This window comes from Alloalcanivorax profundimaris (assembly GCF_015265435.1).
GTDB lineage: Bacteria > Pseudomonadota > Gammaproteobacteria > Pseudomonadales > Alcanivoracaceae > Alloalcanivorax > Alloalcanivorax profundimaris.
The window spans coordinates 13,352-27,856 of record NZ_JABJWH010000039.1; the positions used below are offsets into that span (position 1 = coordinate 13,352).

At 66.2% G+C, this 14,505-nt stretch carries 8 protein-coding genes; 3 read left to right on the forward strand and 5 right to left on the reverse strand.

The window, feature by feature from the left end; all coding sequences use genetic code 11:
- Positions 1-24 precede the first annotated feature (24 nt).
- The 3 genes from fdhF to HMJ39_RS17420 are packed head-to-tail and all read right to left on the reverse strand — an operon-like array spanning position 25 to position 5,023.
- On the reverse strand, positions 25-2,922 hold the full coding sequence (gene fdhF / locus HMJ39_RS17410) for a formate dehydrogenase subunit alpha (RefSeq protein ID WP_194298273.1): 2,898 nt from the start codon (positions 2,920-2,922) through the stop codon (positions 25-27).
- The gene (locus tag HMJ39_RS17415) at positions 2,916-4,472 is read right to left on the reverse strand and encodes a formate dehydrogenase beta subunit (protein WP_194298274.1); all 1,557 of its coding nucleotides are present in this window, start codon (positions 4,470-4,472) and stop codon (positions 2,916-2,918) included. The genes fdhF and HMJ39_RS17415 overlap by 7 nt, the downstream gene beginning before the upstream one ends.
- On the reverse strand, positions 4,469-5,023 hold the full coding sequence (locus HMJ39_RS17420) for a formate dehydrogenase subunit gamma (protein ID WP_194298275.1): 555 nt from the start codon (positions 5,021-5,023) through the stop codon (positions 4,469-4,471). The genes HMJ39_RS17415 and HMJ39_RS17420 overlap by 4 nt, the downstream gene beginning before the upstream one ends.
- A gap of 87 nt (positions 5,024-5,110) precedes the next feature.
- On the opposite strand from HMJ39_RS17420, the gene HMJ39_RS17425 reads away from it, so the two are divergent.
- Entirely contained in the window at positions 5,111-6,193 is a 1,083-nt protein-coding gene (locus HMJ39_RS17425) for a substrate-binding domain-containing protein (RefSeq protein ID WP_194298276.1), read from the forward strand.
- A 72-nt stretch (positions 6,194-6,265) separates the two neighbouring features.
- On the opposite strand, the gene HMJ39_RS17430 is transcribed toward HMJ39_RS17425, so the two are convergent.
- Complete coding sequence (locus HMJ39_RS17430) at positions 6,266-7,918, reverse strand: L-lactate MFS transporter (protein WP_194298277.1); 1,653 nt, start codon at positions 7,916-7,918, stop codon at positions 6,266-6,268.
- 644 nt (positions 7,919-8,562) lie between these two features.
- On the opposite strand from HMJ39_RS17430, the gene HMJ39_RS17435 reads away from it, so the two are divergent.
- Both HMJ39_RS17435 and HMJ39_RS17440 read left to right on the forward strand, forming a co-directional pair.
- A complete protein-coding gene (locus tag HMJ39_RS17435) occupies positions 8,563-9,927 on the forward strand; it encodes an outer membrane protein transport protein (protein ID WP_161382482.1) in 1,365 nt (454 codons plus the stop codon).
- 11 nt (positions 9,928-9,938) lie between these two features.
- Positions 9,939-13,034 (forward strand): Ig-like domain-containing protein, encoded by a 3,096-nt coding sequence (locus HMJ39_RS17440; protein WP_194298278.1) that lies wholly within the window; start codon positions 9,939-9,941, stop codon positions 13,032-13,034.
- 172 nt (positions 13,035-13,206) lie between these two features.
- Here HMJ39_RS17440 and HMJ39_RS17445 read toward each other — a convergent pair whose 3' ends face one another.
- Positions 13,207-14,502 (reverse strand): PepSY-associated TM helix domain-containing protein, encoded by a 1,296-nt coding sequence (locus HMJ39_RS17445; RefSeq protein ID WP_194298279.1) that lies wholly within the window; start codon positions 14,500-14,502, stop codon positions 13,207-13,209.
- Positions 14,503-14,505 lie beyond the last annotated feature (3 nt).

The window sequence follows — 14,505 nt, forward strand, 5'->3', positions numbered from 1 at the left end:
ATTCGCTCCTTCATGGCCGCGCCCTCACTTGCCCATCGGCGCCGGTTCGTCGGCGGTGGCGTCCGGCCCGGCGTTTTCCAGGTAGTCCTTCTGGCGCCGGTCGAAGTCCTGGAAGTTTTGCTGCCACTGGGACGGCTGCGACACCTTCTCCACCTGCACCGCCGTGACCTTGTACTCGGGGCAGTTGGTGGCCCAGTCGGAGCTGTCCGTGGTGATCACGTTGGCGCCGCTGCCCGGGTGGTGGAAGGTGGTGTAGACCACCCCGGGCAGCATGCGGTCGCTGATCCGGCAGCGCAGCACCGTGTGGCCCACCCGGCTGGACACGCCCAGCCAGTCGCCGTCCTGGATGCCGCGCACCTCCGCGTCGCTGGGGTGGATCTCCAGCATGTCCTCCTCGTGCCACTGGCTGTTGGCGGTGCGCCGGGTCTGGGCGCCCACGTTGTACTGGCTGAGAATGCGGCCGGTGGTGAGCAGCAGCGGGAAGCGACGGGTGGTGCGTTCCTCGGTGGCCACGTACTCGGTGACCGCGAACTGCCCCTTGCCGATCGGGAAATCCGCCTCGTGCATGGTGGGCGTGCCGTCCGGGTGGGCTTCGTTGCAGGGCCACTGGATGCTGCCCAGCTCCTCCAGCTTGGCGTAGCTGACGCCGGTGAAGGTAGGCGTGAGCAGGGCGATCTCGTCCATGATCTCGGATGGGTGCGAGTAGTTCATCGGGTAACCCAGGGCGTTGGCCAGATCCTGGGTTACTTCCCAGTCCTCCTTGCCGGCCACCGGCGGCATCACCTTGCGCACCCGGTTGATGCGCCGTTCCGCGTTGGTGAAGGTGCCGTCCTTCTCCAGGAAGGTGGAGCCCGGCAGCAGCACATGGGCGTACTTGGCGGTTTCGTTGAGGAAGATGTCCTGCACGATCAGGCAGTCCAGGCTGGTGAGCGCGTCCTGCACGTGCTGGGTGTTGGGGTCCGACTGGGCGATGTCCTCGCCCTGCACGTACAGCGCCTTGAAGGTGCCGGCGATGGCGGAGTCGAACATATTGGGAATGCGCAGGCCGGGCTCGTCGTCGATCTTCACCTTCCACACCGCCTCGAAGCGCTCGCGCACCGCCGGGTCGGCCACGTGCTGGTAACCCGGCAGCTCGTGGGGGAAGGAACCCATGTCGCAGGAGCCCTGCACGTTGTTCTGGCCGCGCAGCGGGTTCACGCCCACGCCCTCGCGGCCGATGTTGCCGGTGGCCATGGCCAGGTTGGCGATGCCCATCACCATGGTGGAACCCTGGCTGTGCTCGGTGACGCCCAGGCCATAGTAGATGGCGCCGTTGCCGGCGGTGGCGTAGGCCCGGGCGGCCTCGCGCACCTGCGCCGCGGGCACGCCGGTTTCCGCTTCCAGCGCTTCCGGGGAATTGCGCTCTTCCAGAATGAAGTCGCGCCAGGCCTGGTAGGGCGCGGTGTCACAGCGGGACTCGATGAACGCCTTGTCCTCCAGCCCCTCGGACACCACCACATGGGCCAGGGCGTTGATCAGCGCCACATTGGTACCCGGTTTCAGGGCCAGGTGCAGGCCGCGGCCGCCGTGGGGTGTCTTCAGCAGATCGATGCGGCGCGGGTCGGCCACGATCAGGGTGGCGCCCTGGCGCAGCCGGCGGCGAATCTGCGAGCCGAATACCGGGTGGGCGTCGGTGGGGTTGGCGCCGATCACCAGAATGGTGTCCGCCTTCATCACCGAGTCGAAGGTCTGGGTGCCGGCGGATTCCCCCAGGGTGGTTTTCAGGCCGAAGCCGGTGGGGGAATGGCACACCCGCGCGCAGGTGTCGGTGTTGTTGTTGCCGAAGCCGGCGCGGATCAGCTTCTGCACCAGGTAGGTTTCCTCGTTGGTGCAGCGCGAAGAGGTGATGCCGCCGATGCTTTCCCGGCCGTGCCTGGCCTGAATCTCCTTCAGGCGCCGGGCGGAGAATTGAATCGCCTCCTCCCAGGACACTTCCCGCCACGGCTCGTTGATGGAGTCGCGGATCATCGGTGTCTTGATGCGGTCCTTGTGGGTGGCGTAGCCGAACGCGAAGCGGCCTTTCACGCAGGAGTGGCCGTGGTTCGCGTCGCCGCCCTTGTAGGGCACCATGCGCACCAGCTGGTCGCCTTTCATCTCCGCTTTGAACGAGCAGCCCACGCCGCAGTAGGCGCAGGTGGTGACCACGCTGTGCTCCGGCACGCCCTGGTCGATGACGCTTTTTTCCATCAGCGTGGAGGTGGGGCAGGCCTGCACGCAGGCGCCGCAGGACACGCACTCCGAGTCCATGAAGTCCTCGTCCTGCCCGGCGGCCACCTTGGAGTCGAAACCGCGGCCGTCGATGGTCAGGGCGAAGGTGCCCTGCACCTCCTCGCAGGCGCGCACGCAGCGCGAGCAGACGATGCACTTGCTGGGGTCGAAGCTGAAATAGGGGTTGGAGTCGTCGGTTTCCGCGTCCAGGTGGTTGGCGCCCTCGAAGCCGTAGCGCACCTCGCGCAGGCCCACGGCGCCGGCCATGTCCTGCAGCTCGCAGTCGCCGTTGGCCGGGCAGGTCAGGCAGTCCAGCGGGTGGTCGGAGATGTACAGCTCCATGATGTTGCGGCGCAGCTTGGCCAGCTTGCCATTCTGGGTGGTCACGTCCATGCCTTCCGCCACCGGCGTGGTGCAGGAGGCCGGGTAACCGCGCCGGCCCTCGATCTCTACCGCGCACAGCCGGCAGGAACCGAACGCCTCCAGGTTGTCGGTGGCGCACAGCTTGGGAATGGTGATGCCGGCCAGGGCGGCGGCGCGCATCACCGAGGTGCCTTCCGGCACGGTGATCTCCAGGCCGTCGATGGTCAGCGCGATCTGTTTTTCGGACAGCCGGGCGGGGGTGCCCAGGTCACGGGAAAAAGCGTCCTTGCGGGGATCGTAATAATTCAACATGGCGCACCTCCACGGGAGCGGGTCAGGTCGTCCGGGAAATGTTTGAGCACGCTCTGCACCGGGAACGGCGTCATGCCGCCCATGGCGCACAGGGAACCGTCCACCATGGTTTCGCAGAGCTCGGAAAGCAGTTCCAGATTGGCGTCGCGGTTTTCACCGGCGCGGATGCGGTCGATCACCTCCACGCCGCGCACCGAGCCGATGCGGCAGGGTGTGCACTTGCCGCAGGATTCCACGGTGCAGAATTCCATGGCGAAGCGGGCCTGCTCGCCCATGTCCACGCTGTCGTCGAACATCACCACGCCGCCGTGGCCCACCACGCCGCCGAAGGCCGCGAAGCCCTCGTAATCCACCGGGTTGTCCCACTGGCTCTCCGGCAGGTAGGCGCCCAGCGGGCCGCCCACCTGCACCGCCTTCAGCGGCCGGCCGCTGAGGGTGCCGCCGCCGAAGCCTTCCATCAGTTCACGCAGGGTGGTGCCGAAGGCCAGCTCCACCAGGCCGCCGCGCTTCACGTTGCCGGCCAGCTGAATGGCCAGGGTGCCCCGGGACTTACCCATGCCGTAATCGGCGTAGGCCTGGCCGCCCTGGTCGAGAATGAACGGCACCGCCGCCAGGGACAGCACGTTGTTGACCACCGTGGGCTTGCCGAACAGGCCCTGGATGGCGGGCAGCGGCGGCTTGGCGCGCACCATGCCGCGCTTGCCTTCCAGGCTGTCCAGCAGGGAGGTTTCCTCGCCGCAGATGTAGGCGCCGGCCCCCAGGCGCACTTCCAGATCGAAGTGCCGGCCGCTGCCGAGAATGTCCTCGCCCAGATAGCCCGCCGCGTAGGCGCGCGCCAGGGCTTCATTGAAGATTTTCTGTGCCAGCGGGTACTCCGAGCGCAGATAGATGTAGCCCTGGGTGGCGCCCACCGCCAGGCCGGCGATGGTCATGCCCTCGATCAGCATGTAGGGGTCGCACTCCATCACCAGCCGGTCGGCGAAGGTGCCGGAGTCGCCCTCGTCCGCGTTGCAGACGATGTACTTCTGGCCTTCCGGTTCGTCGTGCACCGTCTGCCACTTGATGGCGGTGGGGAAGGCGGCGCCGCCCCGGCCGCGCAGGCCGGAGGCTTTCACTTCGTCGAGGATGCCCTGGCCGTCCAGGGTGAGCGCTTTCTTGAGACCCTCGAAACCGCGCAGCCCGGTGTAGTCGTCCAGGGACAGCGGGTCGGTGACGCCGATGCGGGAAAAGGTGAGCCGTTGCTGGCGGGCCAGATAGGGAATCTCCTCGGTGAGGCCCAGGGCCAGTGCGTGCGTCTGGCCGCCGTCGAACAGGCCGGCGTCCACCAGCGCCGGCACGTCCTCCGGCATCACCGGGCCGTAGGCCAGGCGGCCCTCGCCGGTATCCACTTCCACCAGGGGCTCCAGCCAGAACAGGCCCCGGGAGCCGTTGCGCACCAGCTTCAGTTCAACGCCGCGCTCGGCGGCGGCCTGCTCGATGCGCGCCGCCACCTGGTCGGCGCCCAGGGACAGGGCGGTGGTGTCGCGGGGCACATAAACGGTGACGGTCATGGCTTCATCCCTCCCCGCAGGCTGACCACGCTGGTGGTGAGGTCCTCCACCAGGGCGTCGAAGCGCGCCGGCGTCACCCGGCCGTGCACATCGTCGCCGACCCGGATGGACGGGCCGCAGGCGCAGTTGCCCAGGCAGTACACCGGTTCCAGGGTGAATTCGTTGTCCGCGCTGGTCTGGTGGAAGTCCACCCCCAGGCTGGCCTTGGCGTGGGCCTCCAGGGCGCGGGCGCCCACCGCCTGGCAGGCTTCGGCGCGGCACACCTGGATCACGCGGCGGCCGGCGGGGTGGGTGCGGAAGTGGTGGTAGAAACTGATGATGCCGTGCACTTCGGCGCGGGTGTGGCGCAGGCTCTCGGCGATGATGGGCACGGCGTCGTCGGGGATGTAGCCGAAGCGATCCTGGATCGCGTGCAGAATCGGCAGCATGGCGCCGGGCTGGTCCTTGAGGGAGTCCACGGCTTGCTGGATTTGCTCCGGCTGGCTCTGTGGCTGGTCATCCGGCGGTGGCGTGGACAGCCCTTCCGCGGACGGGTTATTGTGCTTATACATATGAATAACCAATCCTAATTTTTGTCGCTCTCACAGCGTGATTTTCGAAATTAACACTCCCAATAACCCCAATAAATATGAACCGTAATGCCTAAAAAGAAACTCCAGATCACCCCGGCCTGGGTGTTCCGCACCGAGCAGGGCGAGCTGTTCGAGCCGGTGATTTTTCGTCTGCTCAACGGCGTCCATGAATCCGGCAAACTCACCGTGGCCGCCAACGGCGCGGGTATTTCCTACCGCCACGCCTGGAACCTGCTCAACCGCGCCGCCGACTTTTTCGGCCTGCCTCTGGTGGAGATGCGTAAAGGGCAGGGCACCCGGTTGTCCGCCCTGGGCGAAAAACTGCTGTGGTCCGAGCAGCGGGTGAAGGCGCGGCTGGGGCCACAGCTCGACAGCCTGGCCTCGGAGCTCAACACCCAGCTGCAACAATTGCTGGCCGGCGAACACCCGGTGCTGCGGCTGCACGCCAGCCACGGCTACGCGGTGGCGCTGCTGCCGGAATTCTCCGACCGGGTGGAGCTGGATCTGCAATACACCAACCCGGCCCACGCCCTGGACATCCTGGCGCGGGGCGAATCCGATCTGGCCAGCTTCCACTTCCCGGCCAGCCCGAGGCGGGCGGAGCGCATCATGGCCCTGTACCAGGACCAGCTCGATCTGGACAACCTGCGGGTGATCCGTTTCGTGACCCGGGAGCAGGGCCTGATGGTGCGCGCGGATAGCGAACGTCGCTTCGAGGGGCTGGCGGACCTGGCCGATCCTTCGGTGCGGTTCATCAACCGGGACCGGCACTCCGGCACCCGCACCCTGTTCAACCTGATGCTGGAAGAGCAGGGCGTGGACCCGGCGGCGATCCACGACACCGACCAGGAGGAGTTCACCCACACCGCGGTGGCCGCCTACGTGGCCGCCGGCATGGCCGATGCTGGCTTCGGCGTGGAAGCGGCGGCGCGCCAGTTCGGCCTGGGTTTCGTCAACCTGGCCACCGAGCATTATCTGCTGGTGTGCCACCGGGACCGCCTGGAGAACCACAACATGCGCCAGCTATTGGCGCTGATGCGCTCGCCGGACTTCCTCGCCGAGATCGACCGGCTGCCCGGCTACGCGCCGGACCGCTGCGGGGAGATCTGTACCTTCGAGGAGCTGCTCGCCAGCGACCGGGCCGAATAGCCCGGCCGGATCGCGACTAAAGTCGCTCCTACAGGGCACCGTAGGAGCGACTTTAGTCGCGATAACCGACCCCTAAAACAACGCCGCCGCCTTGGCGATGGCGATGTACAGGCCGATCAGGAAGGGCACGCCCACCCCCAGCCAGCACAGCACGCCACCCACGCCGAAGCTGCCGCGCGCGGCGGTCTCCGCGTTGGCGGCCACGCCGCTGTCGTGCTGCAGAGCCCGCTCGCGGGCCACTTCCTCCTCGTCCATGTGATGGTCCTCGTGCACCGGCCGCACCAGGGCGTTGCAGATCAGCCCCACGAACAGCAGCCCGGCCATGATGTACAGGGTGCGGTCATAGACCAGCGCCTGGTCCACGCCGGCTTCCAGCTGGGCGTCGCGCAGGGCGCCGATGATCAGCGGCCCCACCAGGCCGGCGGCGCTCCAGGCGGTCAGCAGCCGGCCATGGATGGCGCCCACCATCTGGGTGCCGAAGATGTCCGCCAGATAGGCGGGCACCGTGGCGAAGCCACCGCCGTACATGCTCAGGATCACGCAGATGGAAATCACGAATAGCCCGGCCATGCCCAGGTGGCCCCAGGTGGGCAGCAGGCTGTAGACGACGATGCCGATCACGAAGAAGCAGAAGTAGGTATTCTTGCGGCCGATCTTGTCCGACAGCGACGCCCAGAACAGGCGGCCCAGGCTGTTGAACAGGCTGATCAGGCCCACCAGGCCCGCCGCCGCGGCGGCCACCGCCGCCAGTTGCGCCTCGGTGAGCGTGGCGTTGGGGTCGTCCACGCCCACCAGGATGCCGCCGAACACTTCCTGCAGCATCGGGCTGGCCATGGAGATCACCGCGATGCCGGCGGTCACGTTGAGGAACAGCACCGCCCAGATCAGCCAGAACTGTTTGGTCTTCCAGGCTTTGTTCAGGTGCACATGGCCCTGGGTGATCATGGCGTTGCCGTCTTCTTCCTTGGGCTGCCAGCCCTCGGGCTTCCAGCCGTTGGGCGGCACCCGGAAACCGAACGCCCCGCAGCTCATGACGATGGCGTAGATCACGCCCATGGTCATCAGCGTGGGCGCCACGCCGGTGCCGCCGTCGGCGCTGAAGCGCGCCATCAGCCACACCGCCAGGGGCGCGCCGATCATGGCGCCGCCGCCGTAGCCCATGATGGCGAAGCCGGTGGCCATGCCGCGCCGGTCCGGGAACCATTTGATCAGGGTGGAGACCGGGGTGATGTAGCCCAGGCCCTGGCCCACGCCGCCGAGCACGCCGACGCCCAGATACACCAGCCACAGCTGATGCACCATCACGCCCACGCCGCCGAGGATCATGCCGCCACCCCAGCACAGGGCGGCGATGAAGCCGGCCTTGCGGGGGCCGGCGTGTTCCAGCCAGGCACCCCAGATCGCCGCCGACACACCGAGCATGGCGATGAAGATGCCGAAGGTGTAGGTCACCTGGGTAACGGTCCAGTTGCAGGTGGTGGTGGTGAGCGCCTGGATCAGGCCGATGTCGCCGCAGCTCGCCGGCGGATTGGCGATCTCGTTGCTCATCGGCAGCCAGAACACCGAAAAGCCGTAGGCCATGCCGATGCAAAGATGGATGGCCAGCGCGGCGGTGGGGACCAGCCAGCGGTTGAATCGGGGCCCCGCGATGGTGCGTTCGCGGCTGAAGAACCCGGGTCGGGATGCGCCGCCGGCGCGTGAACCCTCTTCGGTGATGCCGTCCATATAACCCTCCTGCTGTTGTTCGTCTTATATCGGGCCCGAGGGCCACTTATGAATAGGTAAACCTATTTGTTCCGCGTTGCTTCACCGGGGTTTATACCGAAGAAATCCTTCGAGATGAATCATTGCGGCTTATTGGCGCGGCCAAAGTCTTATGACTCCGTGTTCATAAGCTGTCCCGTCACCTGATTCGCGGTGGTTTATCCCTGTGCATAAGTGCCGTCGGGTCGGTTAACGGTTGTCCTCGTGACAAAGGTTGACAACGCACAAAGCTGCAATTGTTCACCTTATTTTTACAAAGTTTATGTTTCACCTTGGCTGACGGTTTTTCACAATCGAACCTGGAGCAGTACAAGACGGCCAACCCGCCGACGCCCGGAATGGCGCGGCTCAGGCCGCGTCAGGCGCCGCTCGGCAAGGAGAGCGGCGACCATAACGATACTTAATTATTAGCTTATTAAAGCGGCATCAGTAAAAGGTTTTGACTACCGGAATTGGTTAACAAAAGTGCACCAAATGTTGCATTTCACGGTGTTTAGTAGGATTTCGGTAGCCCATACTTCGCCGCCCTGATGTGAACGCCTGTACCGAGGCGAATTTGATAATAAAGCGCCGTTGCTCCCGACGGCCCAACGGAGATGTCCAGCATGAAAAACAACAAGATCGTCCAGGGCGCCGCCCTGGCGCTTGTCATGGGAACCGCCGGCAACGCCTTCGCGAGCATGGGGAACATTGGCACCACCTACGGGGTGCTGCCCACCGACGTGGCCTCCGCGCAGGCGCTGTCCATGTTCAACACCAAGGTCTCCTCGGTGTATTACAACCCGGCCTACCTGGCCAAGGACCCGCGCGGCGAACTCACCATGGGGATTCTGCACGCCGACCACGAACTGCGCCTGAACAGCCTGGGCGGCGCCGCCCCGGCCTCCCGCAGCGGCGGCGACGTGCTGCAGGACTCGCCCTCCCAGCACACCCTGATCGGCCTCAAGTCGAACCTCTCCAACCTCACCCGCTTCAACCATCCGCTCTACCTGGGCGTGATGATCGGCATCGAGAAATACGGCGAGGAAATGCTGGCCTTCGAATCCCAGACCTCCCGGGAAGGCCAGTACTTCGAATACGGCCGCCAGCCCCTGTTCCTGAGCCTGGGCGGCGCCACCCGCCTGTGGCGCGGCATCGACGTGGGCGCTTCCGCCCGCATCACCCTGCAATCCGAAGCGGAGCTGAGCGCCTACACCAACCTGGCCGGCGAAACCCGCTACGAGAAGCTGGACGTGTCCGCCAAGCCCTCCATCCGGCCCACGCTCAGCCTGACCATGGACCTGGGCGAGACCTTCTGCCCGGACGGTGACTGCTGGTACAACGGCTTCGAAACCGCCTTCGCCTTCCGTGGCTACTCCAACACCAACACCACCGTGGACGCCAACACCGTGATCCCCGGCGTCATCGACGAACCGGGCCTGTCCCTGGCGGTGACCACCCTGGATTCCTACCAGCCCAACATCTACTCCGCCGGCGTGCTCTACGGCACCGAGCGGCTGCGCGTGGGCGCCAGCGTGGAAATGCAGCAATGGTCCGATCTCGCCGACGAGTTCGACAGCGACACCATCAAGGACCAGGCGGTGGCCAACCCGGACGGCGCCGGCATCCTGGAATTCCAGGACATCGTCATCCCGCGCATCGGCGCGGAGTACCAGCTCAACAAGAACTTCACCCTCACCGGCGGCGTGGCCTACAGCGAAAGCCCGCTGAAATCCAATGCCTCCCTGAACGTGAACTACCTGGACACCGACAAGTGGATCCTGGGTCTGGGCCTCACCGCCAAGTACGAACGCACCCGCTTCTTCTCCTTCCCGGTGCGCTTCGACCTCGCCTACCAGTACCAGAAACTGGAAACCCGCGAGTTCGATCTCTACGACACCCGTTCCCCGAGCTATCCGGAACCCTATGAAACCGTGGAAGCGGACGGTGACGTGCACGTCATCACCGGCGCCGTGACCCTGAAATTCTGAGGAGGCGGGCCATGATCAAAAGAACATTCTTGCTGGCCGGCATGGCGCTGGCCCTGGCCGCCTGCGGCGGCGGTGGCGGCAGCGAACAGGACGTCAGCTTCGAGAACTGGGTGGAGGCGGAAGTCTTCTACACCTACCCCTATGAAGGGCAACGGGACGTGGCGCCCAGCGCCCCCGTGGTGGTGCGCTTCTCCGAGCCGGTGGAAGTGGATGCCGGCAACTTCACCCTGGAAGGCCCGGACGGGCCGGTATCGTTCAGCGTGGCGAGCGTCGACGGCGGGCTCAGCGCCGTGCTCACCCCGGACCAGCCGCTGGCACTGAAGAGCGACTATACGCTGACGCTCAACGACATCCGCACCGACAACGGCGAGCCCTCACTGCCCGGTGACGCACTCAACTTCACCACCCGCCCGGCCCTGCAGGGCCCGTTCGATCTGCGCAGCAGCGAGGACACCTTCGAGGTGGTGAGCGTCAATCCGGACGACGCCGAGGTGCCTTTCCTGGACTTCTCCTCGGTGAACCTGCGGCTCTCGCAGCCGGTGGACCCGGACTCCCTGGTTTACGGCCAGACCATCTCCCTGACCCAGAACGGCGAGGTGATTCCCGCCACCCTGCTGGCGGATGGCCGCTACATCACCCTCGACCCGACGCCGCAAAGCGAAGGCGGCGAGGACCCGGTGGAACCGGTGCAGGCCGGCACCACCCTGACCCTGACGCTGACCAACCAGGTCCGCAACATCAAAGGCCAGACGCTGCCCGCCTACACCCGGGAATTCATGCCCAGGGACACCACGCCGCGCGCCATGCTGGCGCAGAAAGCCGAGCCGGCGGACACCCAGCTGGGTTGCCTGGATGACGGCGTGCGCACCTCGCCGATCACCGGCGACGCCATCAATTGCGTACCCCTGGTGGCCAAGCTGCTGGGCGACAACACCGTCTCCAAGCAGCAGGGTGATGTGTACGCGGAGCTGGCGTTCGCGCCCAACTTCCCGGACAAAACGCCGCTGCGCATCCCGCGCGGTTCCCTGCTCAGCGGCGACCCGCTGGACGTGAACATCGGTGGCGCGGTACCCGCCGGTTTTGATTCCGGCGATGTCACCGTCACCTTCCTGTCCGACGCCAACGGCTACCTGCTGCCGAATCCCTATTCCGAGGACGCCGGCGCCCCCAAGCAACTGCGCCTGACCATGGACGTGGCCTTCGACACCAAGACCCAGAAGGCCAACGGTGCCTTCAACCAGAACCTGCTGCAGGTGGAGTTGGTGGGTTACGCCTTCACCGACCTGGAAAAAGACAGCCTGGTGGTGGACGCCGTGGGCATGGTCGAGCCCCGCGTGCTGGGCGTGGAAAACGCCTACGGCATGCTCAGCTTCCATATGGAGTCCTACCCGGATCAGGAGACGGCCCCGGAACAGCCGCGCAACCTGGATACCCCCCAGATCGCCACTTGGCTGCCCGGCGACGAGCTGAACAAGCAGCGCCCCGGCGACCCGATCATCCTGACCTTCGATGAACCGCTGGACCCGATGTCGGTGGAGCCGGGCACGGACCTGACTCTGCTCGCTAACGGCGCGCCGGTGCCATTCGAGTACTACCTGGACGGCGTCTCCATCGTCATCAAGCCGGAGCAACCGCTGGAGTACGGCATGACCTATCAGGTGGGCATCACCGATGGCGTCACCGACACCGCCGGCAACCCGGCCCAGCCGTTCACCCGCATCTTCACCATGCCCGAGTACATCGGCAGCGGGCACCCGGCCATCGCCACCACCACCTACCCGGGCTTCCCCTGCGCGGCGGACAAAACCACCTGGGACATCGCCGCCGGCGACCACGGCCAGTGCCGGGGCGGCGAGGGCGACGACGATCACATGCCGGTGATGCCCATGCCCGGCCAGCGGCCCATCGTGGTGCAGTTCTCCCAGACCATGCTGGAAGAGAGCATCCAGGTCGGTGAAACCTGCGACACCGGCAGCTTCCGCGTGGAGAAAATCGCCGAGCCCGGCCAGGCCCCCCAGGGCACCGTGGACGGCAACAGCCGCACCCAGTACACCTGCCTGGACACCGTGCCCGGTGAACTGGAGTACAACGGGCGCAAGATCACCTTCACCCCGGACCAGCCCTGGGAAGACGGCGCCACCTACCGCTACGTGCTGATGTCCGAGAACCAGGACTTCAGCGCCGACGACTGCACCAGCGGCGCGGCCATCTGCACCGAGGACAACGGCCCCCTGCAAACCGCCGTGCTGGAAGCCCCGGACGACGACATGGGCGGGCCCAACCTGGAGCTTTACTTCACCGGTGCCCCGGCGGACAACAACGTCTTCCAGGAACTGCGCAACCTGCCCGCCTACGATACCAACGCGGACTTTGTCCATCAGGACGGCGAGCCTCAGCCCCAGGAAAGCCCGGCCGGCTCCGGCGAGTATCCGGTGCCACCCAACAGCACCGAGCTGTTCGTGGCCTCCCACGGTGGGCTGCTCACCGATGCCCAGGTGGGGTGCACTTTCGGGGAAGACTGCCCCAGCGACAAGTTCATCTATGTCACCGCGGCCCTCGACGTGGAGGTGTTGGGGTACGATCCTGAGGAAGACGCGGTACGAGTGAACATCTACCCCACCCAGTTGATGACCACCTCCGTGGATGTCTATGCGGAATTGGGGCTGGGTTTCTTCGACTGGTTCGATATTCCCATCGCCACTCAGGTGATCGAAACCGGCTCGCAGGTAATGCGTATTCGCTATGAGGACCGGGGCAACGGCCGCACCGAGCCGGTCACCGGGTGGATTCGCGAAACCTCGGACGGTCCGGTCTTCGAGACTTTCCTTGATGTGTATCTGTCCGCGCCCTATCTCGAACCGGCGGCCCTGGGCATCACGCTCAGCCACGATCTCTACAGCTACCCGCTGAGTCTGCACCTGGTGGGCGATGTTACTTTCCTGGAGGATGGCCGCCTGCAAATCGAGCAACGCAGCGAGCAACCGCAGGAGATCGACACTCGGATTACTTTCGATCCGGACAACAACCTGGAGGCCGCCAGCATGACCCTCGGCATCCCCGAAGGCGGCGTGTTCCTTAACTACGTCTCCGCGCCGATCAAGAACTGATCGGCCCGGCATCGCGGCTGAAGCCGCTCCTACAAGGTGCCTCGCCTGCGGCGGAAACGGAACCCCGCCGGTGCTCCCACGGCGGGCTATTCCCGCCGTAGGAGCGGCTTCAGCCGCGATCATCGCCGGCACCACGCCAACCCACCGTAGGAACCACTTCAGCCGCGACCACTCAGCGCCGCTTCAGGCTCCATCCCCATCCGGCCAGCAGTATCACGGTCAGCACCACCCACCCCAGCACCACCGCCATCACACCGCTTTGCAACGGCGGAAAACCACCATACTCAAGACGCACCTGGTGGATCGCCAGCGGCACCGACGCCACCACCACCAGCAACGACACCACCACCGCCGCCCCGGTACCCCGCCAGCGGTGCTTTTCCCGGGCCCGCTCGGAGCGCGCCAGGCGACGCGCATGCATCCAGGTGCCGGTGAGAATCAAACCGCACAGCAGCAGCCCGAACACAAACCACAGCAGCTTCACCGGCAGCCCGGCGAAGTCGCCGAAGTGCAGCGGGTCGGCGGTCTCCGACCAGCGCCAGTAGGCGGGCAGATCGCCGGCGTCCTGGTTGTACAGCGGCGCGCCGCTGCGCGCGTCCAGATAGATCAGGTTGGCGCGCGGCCGCACCAGCAGGTCATCGGCCTCGCCCTCGGCGTAGAAACGGTCCGGCCCGGGGATCACCGTGGTCAGGCGCAGAGCCGGGCGCAGTGCCCGTGCCCGGTCCACCAGCGCCGCCACCGACAGCGGCGGCCGTGACGGATCGCTGTCGGGTTCGGCAATACGGTGGGCCGCCATTGCCGTGGGCCCGGCGTAGGCGAACAGACCGTCGCCCATATCCAGGCGCGCCCGCTCCACGCCGTACCACAGGCCGGTGACGCCGATGATCAGCACGAACCACAGGCTCCACAGCCCCACGAATTTGTGCAGCTCGCTCCACAGGCCCGGCCCGCGCCGCCAGCGCAACGAAAAGAAGCGCCGCCACCAGCGCCGGTAGAACAGCAGCCCGGCCACCAGCGACACCAGCAGCGTTACCGCCAGCGCCGCCACCAGATAGGTGCCCCATTGCGTGGGAATATAGAAGCTGCGGTGAAACTCCCGGAAGAAGCGCTGCACCGTGAACGGGCTCGCCTCCCCCTGCACCTGGCCGGTGGCCGGCGTGATGAACAGCAGGCGCCGTCCGCCATCGGGCCGCTGGATCATCGCTTGGGCGGCGCCGTGGTCATTGAGCGGCGCGCGCAGCCCCAGCAGCCGGGTGTCCGGGGCGTGGGCGTGCACGCCGGCCTCCCAGGCCGCCCAGTTGTCGGGACCCGGCGCCGGCTGCGCCCGGGCGGCGGGCGTGGCCAGCCAGTCCAGTTCATGGGCGATCACCGCGAAGGTGCCGCTCCAGCACAGTATGAACAGCAGTAAACCGGTGATCACGCCGGTGAAGCTGTGCACCCGGAATGCTGTTCGCGCCAGGGAAGCCACCGA